Below are 19420 nucleotides of genomic sequence, written 5' to 3' on the forward strand. Positions count from 1 at the left end.
GTATTTATGAGAAATAAATTAGGTATTATTTCTGGTATGGGTACCAGAGCCGGACTGCTTTTTTTAAACAAGCTTATGGATAAAACTGATGCAAAATGTGATCAGGATTTCCCGGAATTTATAGTTCATAACAATAGTCAGGTTCCGGACAGAACTCTTGCAATAGTATATAATGAAGAATCGCCCGAATATGAACTTAAGAGATCATTGGATATTCTTGAAAAATGTGAGGTTGATTACATTATTTCTACTTGTGTAACGTCTTATTATTTTTTAAATCAATTTGACGCTTCGGACAAGAGTAAACTATTAAACCCTATTGACTTAATTGCAAACCGATTATTAAAGGAATACAGCCACATTCAAAAAATAGGATTATTGGCAACAACAGGAACCATAAATTCTAAACTATTTCATGATAAGTTCCAGAGTCTGCCTTTTGAACTGATAACGCTAAATAAATACGATCAGGAAGAAAAGTTTATGAAATCAGTTTATATGGAAGGAGGATTTAAATCTTCTGATATTTCTGATTATGCCTATGATTTATTTAATGAAGCATTAGAAAGTCTTATTGATAACGATGTCCAGCTTATCATTGGCGGTTGTACCGAAGTTCAGATAGGGATTAAAAATGCCCATGTCAATATTCAGTTTCTGGATGTTATAGATGTTTTGGTAGATGAAGTTGTAGATATAATGAATCTTAAAAAAATAGAAATAGCACTATAATGAATAAAAAAGTTTTACATTATTTGTTTGAAAATATTGCAGAAAAAAAATCTGCTAATATTGCAGTTCGTACTGAAACGGAATCGGTATCTTATAGCGAATTAAATATTCAGGCTAATCGTTTAGCGCATCTTTTGAATCATTTTTCTATAAAGAAAAATGATATCACAACGGTTTTTCTAGATAACAGATTAGTTCAGTTAATTGCTGTACTTGGAATTTTTAAATCCGGATCAATTTATTTACCGCTGGATCAAAAATACAGTCAAAATTATTGGGAAGAACTTTATACGAAAATCAAGCCTAAAGCTTTACTGATTTCAAAAAGCAATTTTAATTCTTTTTTAGAATACGATGCTCTTTTCGAATATAACATTCCAACAATTATTGCTATCGATATCAATGATAAGCAATTGGTTTTTTCAGAATATAAAAAAATAGAAGATATTTATATTGAGAAAGAAATTGGTACAGAATTATCAATTTACAACAATGATATAGCCGTAGAAGGTGAAGATTCGAATTATATCTTTTTTACCTCAGGTTCAACCGGAAAACCCAAAGCAGTTTTGGGCAGTCATCAGAGTTTAAGCCATTTTATTCATTGGGAATCAAAAGAGCTTAATATTACTGAAAAAGTTATTGTAGGACAGTTAACATCTCTTTCTTTTGATGCTTCTTTAAGAGATATTTTTGTGGCTTTGATGAATGGAGGAACGATTTGTTTTCCATCAAAAGAAATAAAAGAAGATTCGGCTTTATTGTTACAATGGTTAAAAAACGAAAAAATAACATTGTTGCATACCATTCCTACAATGTTAAGATTGCTTTCGCCAATACATAATGCATTAGAAATTGCCGTTTCAAACGAGTTTCCGGAATTAGAGTATATATTGCTTGCAGGCGAAAAATTGTATGCAAAAGATATTGCAAACTGGAGAAAATTATACGGAAATAATACCACGATTATAAATCTTTATGGTGCTACTGAATCTACGCTGGTTAAATCATTTTACCGAATAGAAAATAATCCTGTTAGAAATTCTGAAGAGGTTTTGCCTGTTGGACAACCTATTTCTAACACTAGAATTTTGATCGTAAATGAAACAAATGAGTTGTGCCGAATTAACGAAAAAGGAGATATCTATATCAAAACGCCATTTTTGTCAAAAGGCTATTATAACGATGCAGCACTTACGGCAGAAAAATTTGTTCAAAACCCATTAAGCCAGGAAAAAGATATTGTCTATAAAACCGGAGATTATGGAAAATATGATCAGGATAGAAATGTAATCGTAATAGGCAGAGAAGACGGAATGGTTAAACTCAACGGTGTTCGAATTGATATGAATTCTATCGAAACCGTGATTTTAAAACTAAATGATATTCATACCGTAAAATGTATGATTTACAACAGTGATTCTATAAGCAGCAGTCTTGTATGTTTTTATGAATCAAATACCATATCTGAAAATGATTTAAGAGCGCATTGTTCTAAATATTTGTCTGTATATGAAATGCCTTCTATTATTTTTCGTCTTGCAGAATTTCCAATAAATGCCAACGGGAAAGTAGATACGGTAAGTCTTCAAAATAGTATAAAAAACAGACTTTCAGAAGGAAAATCAATTCAAAAAGAGCAGCCGGTTAATGCTGTCGAGGAAAAACTGATCAGCTTATGGCAGGAAATTCTGAACGTACAAAATATCGGAACCGAAGATCATTTTTTATCCCTAGGAGGTAATAGCATTAAGCAAATTTTATTGAGATCAAAAATCAGATTGGCTTTTAATGTTAATCTAGCAATCGAAGACCTGTTTTTATGTCCAACGGTTCGTTCTCAGGCGGCACATATTTTATCACTTCCGGTATTAGAATCGATTGTAGGGAAAAATGAAATAACGCCAATTTCTAAAAATGAAAATGGTTATGCTATTTCTAATGAGCAATTAAGAATCTGGCTTGCGTCTCAATTTGAAGATCATTCACGAGCAAACAATATGTCTTATACGTATCATGTTACTGGCGATTTTAAAGTTGAGCTTTACAAAAAAGCTTTACAGGAAATCATTAATAGATACGAAATTTTAAGAACAGGATTTGAAGTAAATGAAGCTGGAGAAGTGGTACAAAAAATTGTTGATGAGGTTAAAATTGATTTCATTTTTGACTATAAAATCGTTAACGAAAGCTTTAGCGAAAATGATGCAAAAGAGCATTTAAAAAGCTTTAGCGACACAGTATTCGATTTGAAAAAAGCACCTTTGCTACAGTTTCTTTTGATTAAAATTTCAGACAATAAATTTATTCTGTCCACATTAATGCATCATATAATTGGTGATTACACCTCTGATCAGGTTATTATAAGCGAGGTCATGAAATTATATAATGCTTATGAAAAGGGAAGTTCAATCGAGTTAAATCCAATAAAGGTTCAATACAAAGATTATGCTTATTGGATTAAAAACAGATTAGCAAATAATGAATTTTCATCGGAGAAAGACTTTTGGGAAAACTATTTAGAAAATGTCAAACAACAACCTAAATGGTACAAAAACTCAAATACGGAGAATTATGACGGGGCCCATTATTCAAAAGTGCTTTCTGCCAAATTTGCCGGAGAAATTAAAAAGTATTGCGCAGATAATAATTATAATCTAATGGGAATTATGACTGCTGCTTTAGGTGTTTTAATTCATAAGATAAGTGGTCAGAATGATGTAATAATTGGAGCCCCAATAAACCTTAGAAGTCATCCTAATTTAATAGGTCAGGTGGGATTATACCTGAATATGTCTCCATTTAGAGTAAAAATTAACGGACAGCATCAGGTAAAAGAAATCATTGACGAAACGATTAAAAATCAAATTAAAATTTTTGACAATTCATTTTACCCATTCGATTCTATTATCGAAGATTTTGATCTCAAAAACAATTTTAATCTGATGGAGAGAATTGATTTGTACGTCAATTTTATCAATCACGAAGACAAGGACGAAAGTAACGGTTTAGAAAACATAACATTTATTCCGCAAGACAAAACGGTAAAGAGAAGCAAATTTCCTATTTGTTTTTACATCAATAATGACAAGGACGGAATCTCTTATGTAATTGAATATCAAAAGAATGTATTCAGCGATTTAGAGATTTCAAAATTAGGAGAGCGTTTTTTACTGTGTCTGGAACAAGTCCTTGAAAATCAGGATAAAACAATAGACAAAATTAGTCTGGTCGATAAAAAATCAATCCCGTCATTCAGTCTGAAATAGTTTAAAACAAGAAGAGAAACCAAACAACTTAATAATAATTCAAATAAATCTTTTTTGATTTCATTTTAAAAATACAAATTAATGAGAGTACTTAATTCATATCATCAGCAAAGACTATGGTTTATAGATTATTTTGAAAAGAATGATTTATATGTTGGAGGACCTGTTTATCATAACATACCTTTCTTTTTAGAAATTGATAAAAATTTAGAGAGAGATCTTTTAAAAAATGCTTTTCTAAAATTAGTAGAAAACAACTCTATTTTAAGAACAAGACTATCTAAAGATGGTGGAGAAATTTTTCAGGAAATTTCAGAGACAAGCCTTTTAAACATAGATGCATTAGTAATAGAAAAAGAAAATCTAATAGAAAATGCAGAAGAATTGCGTCAGATTCCTTTTGATTTTGATACAGATTATTTGATTAAATGTTACTATGAAAACAAGCAGGATCATACTATTGTATATTTTGTAATTCATCATGCCATAATCGACAGAAAAAGTATCAAACTAATTGAGAATCAATTTTTGGCATTAATCAATAATGTAGATTCGGCTGATGAAAAAGGAATTCAGTTTTATAATTTCTCTAATTGGCAAAATGAATTAAGTGATGAAGATTTAGAGCCTTTATTATTTCATTGGAAATCAAAATTAAAAGATCTTCAGGTTTTATATTTCTCTACAGATAATGAGCGCGAGCAGGTTCATATTTATAAAGCCAATAAAATTAGTGCAGCAATCGATGCTGATAAAGTAAAATCATTTTGCTCAACAAGAAACATTAGTTCAAGAAGCTTATTTCTGGCGGCTTACAAAATGGCTTTTGCCCGCCTTACGGGATTGTCAGACATTGTTATAGGAACCTGGATGGATCTTCGTGGCGAGGAGTTAGAAAATGTGGTAGGTCCTGTAGAGAATCTTGTTGTTTTGCGTTCGTTTTTAGATCAGCAAAAAAACTTATTAGAATTATGCGCAACGGTTGATCAGGAATGGCAGGAAGCAGAAAATTTTAAAGCAATGCCTTTTGATAAACTGGTGTTAGAACTTAATCCTAAAAAGGATATGAGTAGAACCGCATTGTTTGATATTTTATATGTTTATGAATCTAAGGCAGAAGATACAAGTAAAGTAGAAGATTCTGCAATAAGCAATCAGGGATGGGGTAAATATGATTTTAATTTACTGGTAACAGAACAAGCAGATAAGTTTGATTTAGTTTTAACGTATAACGACTTATATTTTAATCAGGATACTGTTTATTCCCTTTTAGATTTAGTAAAAAGAATTGTAGAATCAGTAATAGAAAATGAAACTTCTTCTCTAAAAGATATTTCATTAGTCTCTGAAAAAGAATATAATAAACTGGTTAAAAGTCAGGATTTTACAAATGATTCTTCTGTTTCGATAGTACAATTATTTTCGGAACAAGTAAAAAAACATACCCAAAGAACTGGAGTTACATGGTCTTCAGGAAAAATGAATTATGAAGATTTGGATGTAAAATCAAATCAGTTTGCGAATTATCTAATTGATAGTTTCGGTATTAAAACAGAAGATAAAATAGCGATTATATTGCCTAAAAGCGATAGTTTAATTGTATCAATTCTAGGTGTACTTAAGGCAGGTGCGGCTTATGTGCCTATAGATCCAAGTTATCCTGAAGATCGTAAATCTTTTATGATTGAAGATGCAGATTGTAAGCTAATTGTTGATGCTGACTTTGTAAATTCTTTCTCAGCGTTGACAGAAAAATTAGAACAATCATTACCTGAAGTTACTATTACCGGAGATAATTTGGCGTATATCATTTATACTTCAGGTACTACAGGAAGACCAAAAGGAGTAATGATCGAACATGGCAATGTGATAAGTTTATTAAAATCATGCTTTTTAGAGTTTGAATTTTCTGAAGAAGATACATGGTCATTTTTCCATTCTTATTGCTTTGATTTTTCTATTTGGGAAATTTTCGGAGCGTTGTTAACTGGTGGTAATGTTTTGGTTTTAAGCAACGAAGAAGTTCGTAATCAGGAACTGGCTGCCAAATTAATGGCAGATCATAATGTAACGGTGTTTAGCCAGACACCATCAGCATTTTACAACTTTATTGCTTTAGATTATAAAGTTCCTTCTTTGCGTTATGTCGTTTTTGGAGGTGAAGCATTAAATCCTGCTAAACTAAAATTATGGAGAGAAAGTAACGCTGATGTCAGACTTATCAACATGTACGGAATCACTGAAACTACTGTACACGTTACTTATAAATTGCTAACAGACGAAAGTTTAGCATCTGCGTTAAGCAACATTGGTAAACCACTTGCTTTTGCCAATTGTTATGTACTAGATCAGCAACAAGCATTATTGCCTTATGGAAGACCGGGAGAATTATACGTGTCAGGACAAGGTGTTGCCAGAGGCTATTTGAACCGTCCGGAAATAAATGCTGAAAGATTTATTCCATGCCCATTTGATGAAAATGAAAAGATGTACAGAACAGGAGATTTAGCCCGATTTATGCCATCTGGAGAATTAGAATATCTGGGACGAATTGATGATCAGGTTAAAGTGCGTGGTTACAGAATAGAATTAGATGAAATTAAAAAGCAAATAGATTCATTTCAAAGCGTTGCGCAAAGTGCTATTACTTTGGTTTTAATGCCGGACGGAGATAAAAGTATTGCCTCTTATGTTGCTTTTAAAGACAATTCGACTATAAACGATTTAAAACTGCATTTGTCTGCGAAACTTCCGGAGTATATGATTCCGGCATTTATTATTCAAATGGATGAATTGCCTATTAATGCAAATGGTAAATTGGACAAAACTAAATTGCCGTCACCATTAGATAATCTAGCAAATAACGGACTGGAAGTGGTAGCTCCTTCGAATCAAATTGAAACTGATTTATTCGAAATTTGGAAAGCTTTGCTAAATACGAATGAATTTGGAATCAAACATAATTTTTTTGATTTAGGCGGACATAGTTTAAAAGCGACACGTCTTATAAGTGCCATTCATAAAAAATTTAATGTGCGTTTAGAGTTAAAGCAAATTTTTACTAATCCAACTCTGGAACAACAGGCTTTATTTATACAATCGTCACTAAAAAATAGTTTCGTTGAAATCACTAAAATCGATGAGAATGTTTCTTATGCCATTTCTGATGCACAAAGAAGGTTATGGATTTTAAGCCAATTTGGAGATGCTTCATTAGCTTATAATATGTCATCTGTAATGGAACTTGACGAAATTCAGGATCTGGAAAGTTTCAAAAAAGCGATTTACGCAACCGTAGAAAGACATGAGATTTTAAGAACCGTTTTTTGTCTGAATGAAAACGACTTGGTCAATCAGAAAATAGTTTCCTTAAATGAAATCAATTTTTCGATAAACGAAGAAGATTTTAGTTTCGATAATAATGCTAAGGATTTAGTTAGCGCTTACATCAAAAACGACAGACTTACACCATTTAATTTAGAAAATGGACCGTTACTAAGAACAAGTATTATTAAAACGGATTCAAATAAGTATATTTTTTATTATAACATGCACCATATCATAAGCGATGGATGGTCGATGAATATCATTAAAAGAGATATTTTAGATTACTATCAGTTTTATGCGCATGGTAAAGAAATTTCGTTACCTGAATTACGAATTCAATACAAAGATTATGCTGCATGGCAATTGCAACAATTTAGCGAAGAATCTTTTATAAAAGCAAAAGAATATTGGTTAAATAAACTGTCAGGAGATTTACCAACAATCGAATTGCCAACACAAAAAAGAAGACCAAATATTAAAACTTATAGCGGTAGAACGTTAAAAACTTTTTTAGCAAAAGATCAGGTTGGTAATTTGAAAAAATTTACCAGAGAACAAGATGGAACTCTATTTATAAGCTTGTTGGGAATCTGGAATGTTTTATTGTATAAATATACTCTTGAAAACGACATTATAATAGGAAGTCCGGTTGCGGGAAGAGATCACGTTGATTTAGAAAATCAGATTGGTTTTTTTGTAAATACTCTTGTTTTAAGAAATAAAATAGATTCAGGCGAAAGTTTCCAGACACTATACAACAAGATTAAGGAAAATACTTTGAAGGCGCTGGAAAATCAAATATATCCTTTTGACAGATTGGTTGAGGATTTGGATATTGCAAAAAATACCAGCAGAAATCCAGTATTTGATATTATGTTGATTTTACAGAATACAGGAGATAAATCTGAAGAATCTACACCAAAATATGAAAGTAAAACTATCGAAGAATTTGCTGAAGTAGTATCAAAATTTGATCTGGAAATAATATTTAAAGAAGTTGATGAAGATTTAATGCTTCAAATCAATTACAATACGGATATATATGATAATGATACCATAAAAGATCTGGTAATAAATTTTAAATTATTATTGACAGCGTTAATCAATAACTCAGAAATGAGTATTGGTAACATAGAATATCTTTCTGAAAATGAGCTTGAAAGATTATTAGCTTTTAATGACACCAAAATTGATTATCCAAAAGATAAAACAATCATCCAATTATTTGAAGAACAAGTTCAAAAGACACCGGATAATATTGCTTTGGTATTTGAAGATAAAAAATATAGCTATCAGGAACTAAATAAGTTTTCAAATCAGTTTGGGACTTATTTAAGAGAGGAATATGATATAAAAGCTGACGATCTAATTGGAATTAAATTAGAGAGAAGTGAAAAATTAATTGTGGCAATTCTGGGAATATTAAAATCAGGCGCCGCTTATGTACCTATTGATCCAAATTATCCACAGGACAGAATTGATTTTATTAAAAAAGATACTCAAAATAAAGTAGTTTTTGATGAGGAAGAATTTTCAAAATTTAATCTTCAAAGTGCAGAATATAGCGATGAGAATCTTAAAAACATCAATACTCCAACAGACCTTAGTTATGTAATCTATACTTCCGGAACAACCGGTAATCCTAAAGGGGTTATGGTAGAAAATAAAAGTGTAGTAAGATTGGTTAAGCCTTGTTCTTATTTTCCTTTAAGTATTGAAAACACACTTTTGAGTACCGGAGCAATATCTTTTGATGCTACTATTTTAGAATATTTTGGAACACTATTAAATGGGGCCAAATTAGTTCTTGCGTCTCAGGATAATTTATTACAAATCGATAAGCTGAAACAAATCATTAAGACAAACGAAGTCGATAATTTTTGGATGACAGCGTCATGGTTTAGTTTTGTAGTAGATAGTGATATAGAAGTATTCAGGAATGTAAAACAGATAATTGTAGGTGGAGATGTTGTCTCTCCGCATCATGTTAAAAAACTATATAATTCTTTTCCTGATACAAAAATTACAAATGGATACGGGCCAACAGAAAACACTACTTTTTCTCTGACTTATGCTATTACTAATTCAGATTATACAACAATTCCGTTAGGGAAACCAATTCCAAATAGTACCGTTTATATTTTAGATGAAGCATTGCATCTTGTACCTGCGGGAGTTACAGGAAAGATTTATGTATCTGGAGACGGACTTGCGCGTGGATATTTGAACCGCGATGATCTTACATCTGAAAAGTTTATGGATAATCCTTTTGAAAAAGGACTCCGTATGTATGATACAGGCGATTTAGGAAGATGGCTTCCGGATGGAAATATAGAATTTTTAGGAAGAAAAGATCATCAGGTAAAAATTCGTGGTTTCCGTATAGAGCTTGGCGAGATAGAAACAATTTTACTTCAAAATTCAAAAGCTTTAAAACAAGCAGTTGTAGTTACAAAAGGAACCGATGAAGATAAGGTTCTGGTTGCTTACTATGTGTCTGAGGATAAAATTGATAAAAAAGAACTTCAAGCTAATCTAAGCAAAGTATTGCCGGATTATATGCTGCCTGCTTATTACGTTCAGCTGGATGTTATTCCATTGACATCTAATGGAAAAACAGATTATAAATTATTACCTGTTGTAAGTGATATTGATCTGATTAAAGAAGAATATATTGCTCCAAGAACCAAAGAAGAAGCACTTTTGGTAACTATTTGGTCAGATGTTTTAAAGCGCGATCAGATTAGTGTAAAAGATAGTTTTTATAATCTGGGAGGAGATTCTATTAAATCTATTCAGGTAGTTTCGAGAATAAAACAACAGGGATATACCTTAAAAGTGGCACAGATTTTAAGAAATCCTATTGTTGAGGATTTGGCAAAATTAATAGAAGCAGATGTTGTTGTTATAAGTCAGGCTGAGGTAAAAGGAATGGTTGATTTAACGCCAATCCAACAGTTTTTCTTTGAAAGCGAACAAATCCCAAATAAAAATCATTACAATCAGTCTGTTATCTTAAGAAGCAAACAAGAGATTGATGCTTCTGTTTTAGAACAATCGATAGTTCAGCTGGTTTTGCACCATGATGCTTTACGAATGGTATATAAAAAGGATAATGATTCCTGGACTCAGTATAATGACGATGCATCAGGTAAACATTATAAGATTAATTTTTATGACTTACGATCTGATTCAAAGGAACTTGAGTTAGAAGCATTACGCAGCATTGGTGATAATTTGCAATCCGGATTTAATATTGGCTCAGGAATCTTGTTTCATATTGGCCACTTCAGAATGTCAGACGGAGATCGTCTTGCACTGATTGTTCATCACCTTGTAATTGATGGTGTTTCGTGGCGTATTTTGTTTGAAGATTTATCTAATTTATATGAATCTTTCCAAACGAATACAGCGGTTAAACTGCCTTTAAAAACAGATTCGTTTCAGCGTTGGGCTTCAGTTCAGAAAGAATATGCCAAAAGCCAAAAAATGCAATCAGAGAGATTGTATTGGGATGAGGTTTCAAAAGAAGCAATCGCTTTATTGCCTTCAGATTATCAAGACAGAGAAAAATTGTCGACTATAGATAAGTCTTCTTATTTTATTCTTAACGAATCATTGACAGAGAAATTTCAGACACAAGCACATCAGGTTTACAACACAGAGATCAATGATGTATTGCTTACCGGTTTGGGATTGGCAATTCGTGAAGTTTTTGGAGTAGAGAAAAGTGTTTTGAAAATGGAAGGCCACGGACGTGAGGAAATCATTGATGGTATCGATATTGGAAGAACCGTTGGATGGTTTACAAGTGTCTATCCTTTTGTGTTGGATTTGTCATCATCAAAAGGTCATGAACTAATTGGAGTAAAAGAATCTTTACGCAGAGTTCCAAACAAAGGAGTTGGATATGGAATTCTTAATTACTTAGACAAACGTTTTGAAAATGAATTGCTTCCAAGTATTCAGTTTAATTATTTAGGAGATTTTGGAACGAATGCCGGTACAAATAAAAAAGGAGAATCTTTATTTGAATTTTCATCAGAAAATATAGGTTTATCATCAGATGTATCAAATAGCACAAGCGAAGTATTATTAGATGTTTCCGGAATGATGGTTTCAGATCAGCTTAATATGTCTATTCGTTATTCAGCCAATGTTTTTAGTGAAGAAACAATTGCAAAACTGATAACTGCTTACGAAAATCAGTTAATAAATCTGATTGAATCATTATCAGAAATAAAGGAAAATCGCTTAACGCCATCTGATTTAACATACAATAAGTTAAGTTATTCTGATCTGACAGAACTTAATAGAGACAATAATATTGAGGATATTTATGAGCTTTCGCCATTACAGCAAGGGTTGTATTACTACTGGTTGGTAGACAATTCAAGTCATATGTATTTTGAGCAAATTTCATATAAGCTGCATTTTAGCAATTTAAATGTTGATGCTGTAAAACAAGCTTATGATGAGTTGGTGAACAGGTATGCAATTTTACGAACTAGTTTTACTAATGATTACAGTGGTGTACCTTTGCAGATTGTACACAAAACAGTTTCCAGCAATTTTAGTTATGAATCTGCTCTTGATGTCGAGAATATAGATAACTATTTGCAAGACATAAAAGAAAAAGATAAAGCAGTAGGATTTGATTTTGAAAAACCAACTCAGATGCGTTTGAAAGTATTAGAGTTAGGAAATGGAGATTATGAATTTATCTGGAGCAGCCACCATATTTTAATGGATGGATGGTGTCTGAGTATTTTGATCAACGATTTTTACAGAATGTTAATGGCCATAACCAACGGTCAGGTAATACAATTGCCGGAACCGGTTAAATATTCTACTTACATCGATTGGTTGTCAAAAATCAATAAAGACGCATCATTATCCTATTGGAAAAACTACCTAGACGGGTTAACATCAAATACTGAAATACCTTTTAAAAAGAAAAAAGGAGAAACTAAGAGTGAGACATCCAATAAAGAAATTATTCATATTGAAGGTTCTGTATTTGAAAATGTAAAAAACCTATGCGGTGAGTTGGGGATCACAGCAAATACATTTATTCAGGGAGTTTGGGGATACTTACTTTCGAGATATAATAATACACAGGATGTAGTTTTTGGTTCTGTAGTATCAGGAAGACCAGGAGAATTACCCGGAATAGAAAATATGGTTGGTTTGTTTATTAATACAATACCGGTAAGGGTAAAATACGAAACAACAGATACTGTAAAAACATTCCTGAAAAGATTGCATTTAGAAACATTAGATGCGACGGCTCATCATTACATCAATTTGTCAGAAGTACAGTCACAAAGTTCTTTAGGAATGGACCTGATTAATAGTTTAATGATTTTTGAGAACTTTCTGGTGCAAGATGCTATCGAAGATGAGATTGACATATTATACGGTCAAAAGGAAGAAAAAATTACTGTTGAAGGAATAAATGTTTTTGAGCAGACAAATTATGATTTTAATGTAACAGTAATGCCTTATGAATCAGAATTAAAAGTAGAATTTAAATACGATTCAAGCACTTTTGATTCGGAATTAATACTGAATCTGATATCACATTTTTCAAATATCACAGAGCAGTTTAGTTCAAGAGAAGAATTGTCATTAGATCAAATTGAATATTTACCGCTATCAGAGAAATCTAAATTATTAAATGATTTTAATACTACTACAGTAGAATTTGATCGTGAGAAAACACTAATTGAAATATTCGAAGAACAAGTAATAAAAACACCTGATAGTGTAGCTGTTATTTTCGAAGATAAACAATTTACTTATAATCAAATAAACGAAGAAGCCAACAGGTTGGGAATGTATCTGAGAGAAAAGTATACGATCCAGCCGGATGATTTAATCGCAATAAAATTAGATAAGAGCGAGAGAGTTACAATTGCTGTATTAGGAATTTTAAAATCAGGAGGAGCTTATGTGCCAATTGATGTTAATTATCCTGAGGAAAGAATCCAGTATATGGAAAATGACTCAAAAAGCAAAGTCGTTATTGATGAAGATGAATTTGCAGCTTTTTATAGCGTAAAAGAGCAGTATTCAGTTTCTAATCCTGAAAAGAACAGTGCGTCTGATAATCTGGCTTATATTATTTATACCTCCGGAACAACCGGTAATCCTAAAGGGGTTATGGTAGAAAATAGAAATCTGGTTTCGAGAATGAGTTATTACAAATTATTCTTTACGTTATCAGAATCAGATGCTACTTTATTCTTTAGATCTTACTGTTTTGACGGAGCAATTGAAGAATATTTGATTCCGCTTCTTACAGGAGGAAAAAGTGTAATAGCACATAAAGATTTTTATAATAATATAAATGAAAATTTAATAGAATTGGTGAATAAGCATAGTGTTACAAAAGTAAATATGCCGCCATCATTACTAAATGATCTATTATCTAATCCTGATTACAGCGAAAAATTCTGTAATCTTAAATCCTTAAAACATGTTGTTTCCGGAGGAGATGTATTAAACATTCGTCATTTGAAAAAGGCCAAAATGAATGCACGTTTTTATAATGCATATGGTCCAACAGAAAACACAATTGATTCAACAAACTGGATAATTGATGTTAATTACGAAAGTAAAGAAAGTATTATAGGTAAACCTATTCTTAATTCTAAAGTTTATATACTTGATGATAATGGTTCTCAATTATTGCCAATAGGAGTTTCCGGAAAGATTTATGTTTCAGGTGGGGGAGTTGCACGCGGATATCTGAACCGTGCTGATCTTACAGACGAAAAGTTTATGGAGAATCCTTTTGAAGAAGGACTTAGAATGTATGATACAGGCGATTTAGGAAGATGGCTTCCGGATGGAAACATAGAATTTTTAGGAAGAAAAGATCATCAGGTAAAAATTCGCGGTTTCCGAATAGAGCTTGGCGAGATAGAAACAATTTTATTGCAAACTTCAAAAGCTTTAAAACAGGCAGTCGTGGTTACAAAAGGAACTGACGATGATAGAGTTCTGGTTGCATACTATGTATCTGATGATAAAATTGATAAAAAAGAGCTGCAAAGCAATCTTAGCAAAGTATTGCCGGATTATATGTTGCCTTCTTATTATGTTCAGCTGGATGCTATTCCGTTGACATCAATAGGAAAAATAGATCGTAAAGCTTTACCGGAAGTTGCAGATAATGATTTAATCAAAGAAAGTTACATTGCACCAAGAACCAAAGAAGAAGCACTTTTGGTAACTATTTGGTCAGATGTTTTAAAGCGCGATCAGATTAGTGTAAAAGATAGTTTTTATAATCTGGGAGGAGATTCTATTAAATCTATTCAGGTAGTTTCGAGAATAAAACAACAGGGATATACTTTAAAAGTAGCACAGATTTTGCAAAATCCTATTGTCGAAGATTTGGCAAAATTATTAAAAACTGATGTTGCAATTATAAGTCAGGCTGAGGTAAAAGGAATGGTCGAATTAACGCCAATCCAGCAGTTTTTCTTCGAAAGCGAACAAATCCCTAATAAAAACCATTACAATCAATCTGTTATCTTAAGAAGCAGACAAGAGATTGATCCTTCTGTTTTAGAACAATCGATAGCTCAGTTGGTTTTACATCACGATGCTTTACGAATGGTATACAAACAAGATAATGATTCCTGGACTCAGTATAATAATGATGCATCAGAGAAACATTATAAAATTGATTTTTATGACTTACGATCTGATTCAAAAGAGCTTGAATTAGAAACATTGCGCAGCATTGGAGAGAATTTACAATCGGGATTCAATATTGAGTCAGGAGTTTTATTTCATATTGGTCACTTTAGAATGTCAGATGGAGATCGTCTTGCGCTAATTGTTCATCACCTTGTAATTGATGGTGTTTCATGGCGTATTTTGTTTGAAGATTTATCTAATCTGTATCAGTCTTATCAAACAAAAGCACCAGTTAAACTGCCATTAAAAACAGATTCGTTTCAGCGTTGGGCTTCAGCTCAGAAAGAATTTGCCAAAAGCGAAAAAATGCAATCAGAGCGATTGTATTGGGATGAGGTTTCAAAAGAAACAATCGCTTTATTACCGGCAGATTATGCGGGCAGAGAAAAATTGTCGACTATAGATAAGTCTTCTTATTTTATTCTTGATGAATCGTTGACAGAAAAACTTCAGACTCAAGTACATCATGTTTACAGCACAGAAATTAATGATGTATTGCTTACCGGTTTGGGATTGGCACTTCGTGAAGTTTTTGGAGTAGAGAAAAGTGTTTTGAAAATGGAAGGACACGGACGTGAGGAAATCATTGATGGTATCGATATTGGAAGAACTGTTGGATGGTTTACAAGTGTTTATCCTTTTGTATTGGATATATCATCGTCAAAAGGCGATGAGTTAATTGGAGTAAAAGAATCTTTACGCAGAGTTCCAAACAAAGGAGTTGGATATGGTATTCTGAAATATTTAGACAAACGTTTTGCAAATGAATTGCTTCCAAGTATTCAGTTTAATTATTTAGGAGATTTTGGCACTAATGCCGGTACAAATAAAAAAGGAGAATCTTTATTTGAATTTTCATCAGAAAATATAGGTTTATCATCAGATGTATCAAATAGCCAAAGCGAGGTATTGCTTGATGTTTCCGGAATGATGGTTTCAGATCAGCTTAATATGTCTATTCGTTATTCAGGAAATATTTTTAGTGAAGAAACAATCGCAAAACTGATAACTGCTTACGAAAATCAGTTAATAAATCTGATTGAATCATTATCAGAAATAAAGGAAAATCGCTTAACACCATCTGATTTAACGTATAATAAATTAAGTTATTCTGACCTGATCGAGCTTAATAAAGACAATAATATTGAGGATATTTACGAGCTTTCGCCATTACAGCAAGGTTTGTACTACTATTGGCTGGTAGACAATTCAAGTCATATGTATTTTAATCAGACAGCTTATAGATTAAACTCTAACGATTTAAACATTAATGCTGTAAAACAAGCTTATGATGAGTTGGTGAACAGGTATGCAATTTTACGAACGAGTTTTACCAATGATTACAGTGGTGTTCCTTTACAGATCGTACATAAAACGGTTTCCAGTAATTTTAGTTACGAATCTGCTCTTGATTTCCAGAATATAGATAACTATCTGCAAGACATAAAAGAAAAAGATAAAGCCAGAGGATTTAATTTTGAAAAACCAACTCAGATACGTTTGAAAGTATTGGAGTTAGGAAATGGAGATTATGAATTTATCTGGAGCAGCCACCATATCTTAATGGATGGATGGTGTCTGAGTATTTTGATCAACGATTTCTATAAAATATTAATGGCTTTAAATAATGGTAAAAAGATACAATTACCAGCGGCTGATAAATATTCAACTTACATCGATTGGTTATCAAAAATCAATAAAGACGCATCATTGTCCTATTGGAAAAACTATTTAGATGGGCTAACATCAATTACAGATGTTCCTTTTAAAAAGAAGAAAAAATTAACTAACAATGCAATTTTTAAAAGTGAGATCCTTCAGATAGAAGGTTCTGTATTCGACAATATCAAAAAGGTATGCAGTGACCTTGGCATAACACCTAATACATTTATACAAGGAGTTTGGGGGTATCTGCTTTCCAGATATAACAATACGCAAGATGTAGTTTTTGGTTCTGTAGTATCAGGAAGACCAGGAGAATTACAAGGAGTAGAGAATATGGTAGGTTTGTTTATTAATACAATACCGGTAAGGGTAAAATATGAAACAACAGATACTGTAAAAACATTCCTGAAAAGATTACATCTTGAAATGTTAGAAAGTGCACCTCATCATTACATCAATTTGTCAGAAGTTCAGTCTCAAAGCTCATTAGGAATGGGATTGATAAACAATCTTATGGCATTTATGAATTATTTAGTTCAAGATGCTGTTGAAGATGAAAATGAAAAAGATTTTAATGAGAAAGGACAAAAAATAACATTAGAAGCAATTAAAGGTACTGAGCAAAATAATTATGATTTTAATATTAATATCATACCTGTAAACTCAGGATATAAAGTTGAATTTAAATATGACTCTAATGCCCTTGAATCTGAATTGATATTGAATTTGATATCACATTTTTCAAATATCGTAGAACAATTTAGCTTAAGAGAAGGATTGTCATTAGATAAAATGGAATATTTGACACCATCTGAAAAGATAAAATTGTTGGAAGATTTTAAAGGAAGTGATTTAGCATTACCAATAGAAAATACTTTTATTAGTTTATTCGAAGATCAGGTTGCTAAAACTCCAGATGCTGTGGCAGTGACTTTTGATGGAAAGAAATTTACTTATACAGAACTTGATCATCTTTCTACTCAGTTAGCTTTTAGTTTAAGACAAGACTATGGCATCTTAAAGGGAGATATGATTGGAATTCAGTTAAATAGAAGTGAATGGTGTATTGTTTCTATTTTAGGGATTTTAAAATCAGGAGCAGTCTATATTCCTATAGATCCTGAATTACCAAGTAATCGTAAATCTTTTATAGTTGAAGATACAGACTTGAAATTATTAATAACAGAGACCTCTTTTATTTTTGATTTAGATTTTTATGGAGGTAATATTTTATCCATAGATGTTGAATTTGATCCGTCTGAAGAGTTTCCTGAAAGTGAGAAAGTAGATTTATCATTAAATGATTTAGCATATATTATTTACACATCCGGATCTACTGGTCAGCCTAAAGGAGTTATGATTGAACATAGTTCGTTGACAAATTATGTTACTTGGGCAAAAGAACAATATTTAAAAGAAGATTTGATCAATACAAGCTTTGGATTATTTACTTCGTTATCATTTGATTTAACGATTACCAGTTTGTTCCTTCCTTTAATAAGCGGTGGAACCTTAAAGATCTTAAATTCAGCAGATCAGGTTCCTAATTTATTAGAGCAATATCTATCAGATGAAATTTCTTGTATCAAGTTAACACCTGCACATATTGGAATATTAGGTGGTTTAAATCTGAAATCAGATAAAATTGAAGTAGCAATAGTTGGAGGAGAAGAACTACGTAAAGAGCATATAGAAATCTTGCAAAAAATAAACCCTGCTATTCGTATCTATAACGAATATGGCCCTACAGAGGCTACAGTTGGATGTATGATTTATGAAGTTACGTCTGGTGAAGAAGCAATTCTTATAGGCCGCCCAATTAGAAATACTTCGATTTATATAGTAAACGAATTTAATGATCTGCAACCAGAAGGAGTTACTGGAGAAATTTGCATTGGAGGCTCAGGTTTAGCTAGAGGTTATTTGAATCGCCCTGATCTGACAACAGATAAATTTGTCGAAAACCCATTTAAAAAAGGTGAAAAGATCTATAAAACTGGCGATTTGGCGCTATGGATGACTGACGGAACAATTGATTATAAAGGCAGAATAGATGATCAGGTAAAAGTGAGAGGGTATCGTATAGAACTAGGAGATATTGAGACAAACCTTAAACAATATTCAGAAGCTATAGAACAAGCTTTAGTAATCATTAAAGAAGTAAATAATGAGAAAACTGTAATTGCTTATTTCGTTTCATCTTCAGAAATTGATAAATCTGAATTGAGAAGCTATCTGTTAAAAAATCTTCCGGAATATATGGTTCCAACTTTTTATATCGAAGTAGAAACAATACCATTAACATCAAATGGTAAGGTCGACAAAAAAGCATTACCAAGTGTTACAGGGGAAGATCTGATTAAAAAAGAGTATGTTGCTCCAAGAAATGAAGTTGAAGAAAAACTTACAAAAGTAGTTGCTTCTATTTTAGATTGCAAAGAGAATGAAATTGGAATAAATGATAGTCTTTTTGATCTAGGAATGAACTCCTTAAAGCTAATTAATATGGTTAATTTGATTAAAGCAGAATTAAAAGTAGTTATTAATATTTCTATGCTTTTTGAGTTTCCAAATATTAGCGAATTATCTACAGAAATTTATGAATTAATAAACAATATCGATGAAGATGATAAATTGTCTAAAAAGGATGAAGAAGAAGATTTATTAGAACAATTCGACGACTTTTTGGAACAAATTATAGATTAATTAAAGTT

3 protein-coding genes are annotated in these 19420 nt (G+C 31.9%); all 3 read left to right on the forward strand.

Annotated features, from left to right (window positions below):
- Nucleotides 1–6: 6 nt before the first annotated feature.
- A complete protein-coding gene (locus tag A4F88_RS14785; protein ID WP_068843420.1) occupies nucleotides 7–732 on the forward strand; it encodes an aspartate/glutamate racemase family protein in 726 nt (241 codons plus the stop codon).
- Nucleotides 732–4001, forward strand: a complete 3270-nt coding sequence (locus tag A4F88_RS14790; RefSeq protein WP_068843421.1) for a non-ribosomal peptide synthetase — start codon at nucleotides 732–734, stop codon at nucleotides 3999–4001. Before A4F88_RS14785 ends, A4F88_RS14790 begins: the two co-directional genes overlap by 1 nt.
- 81 nt (nucleotides 4002–4082) lie before the next feature.
- Entirely contained in the window at nucleotides 4083–19412 is a 15330-nt protein-coding gene (locus A4F88_RS14795; protein ID WP_068843422.1) for a non-ribosomal peptide synthetase, read from the forward strand.
- Nucleotides 19413–19420 lie beyond the last annotated feature (8 nt).

It is taken from the genome of Flavobacterium chilense, from assembly GCF_001602525.1.
Lineage (GTDB): Bacteria > Bacteroidota > Bacteroidia > Flavobacteriales > Flavobacteriaceae > Flavobacterium > Flavobacterium chilense.

Bases quoted from the DNA above. Each gene is read 5' to 3' on its own strand.
- A4F88_RS14785 (WP_068843420.1), top strand. From the start codon at position 7: ATGAGAAATAAATTAGGTATTATTTCTGGTATGGGTACCAGAGCCGGA.
- A4F88_RS14795 (WP_068843422.1), top strand. From the start codon at position 4,083: ATGAGAGTACTTAATTCATATCATCAGCAAAGACTATGGTTTATAGAT.
- A4F88_RS14790 (WP_068843421.1), top strand. From the start codon at position 732: ATGAATAAAAAAGTTTTACATTATTTGTTTGAAAATATTGCAGAAAAA.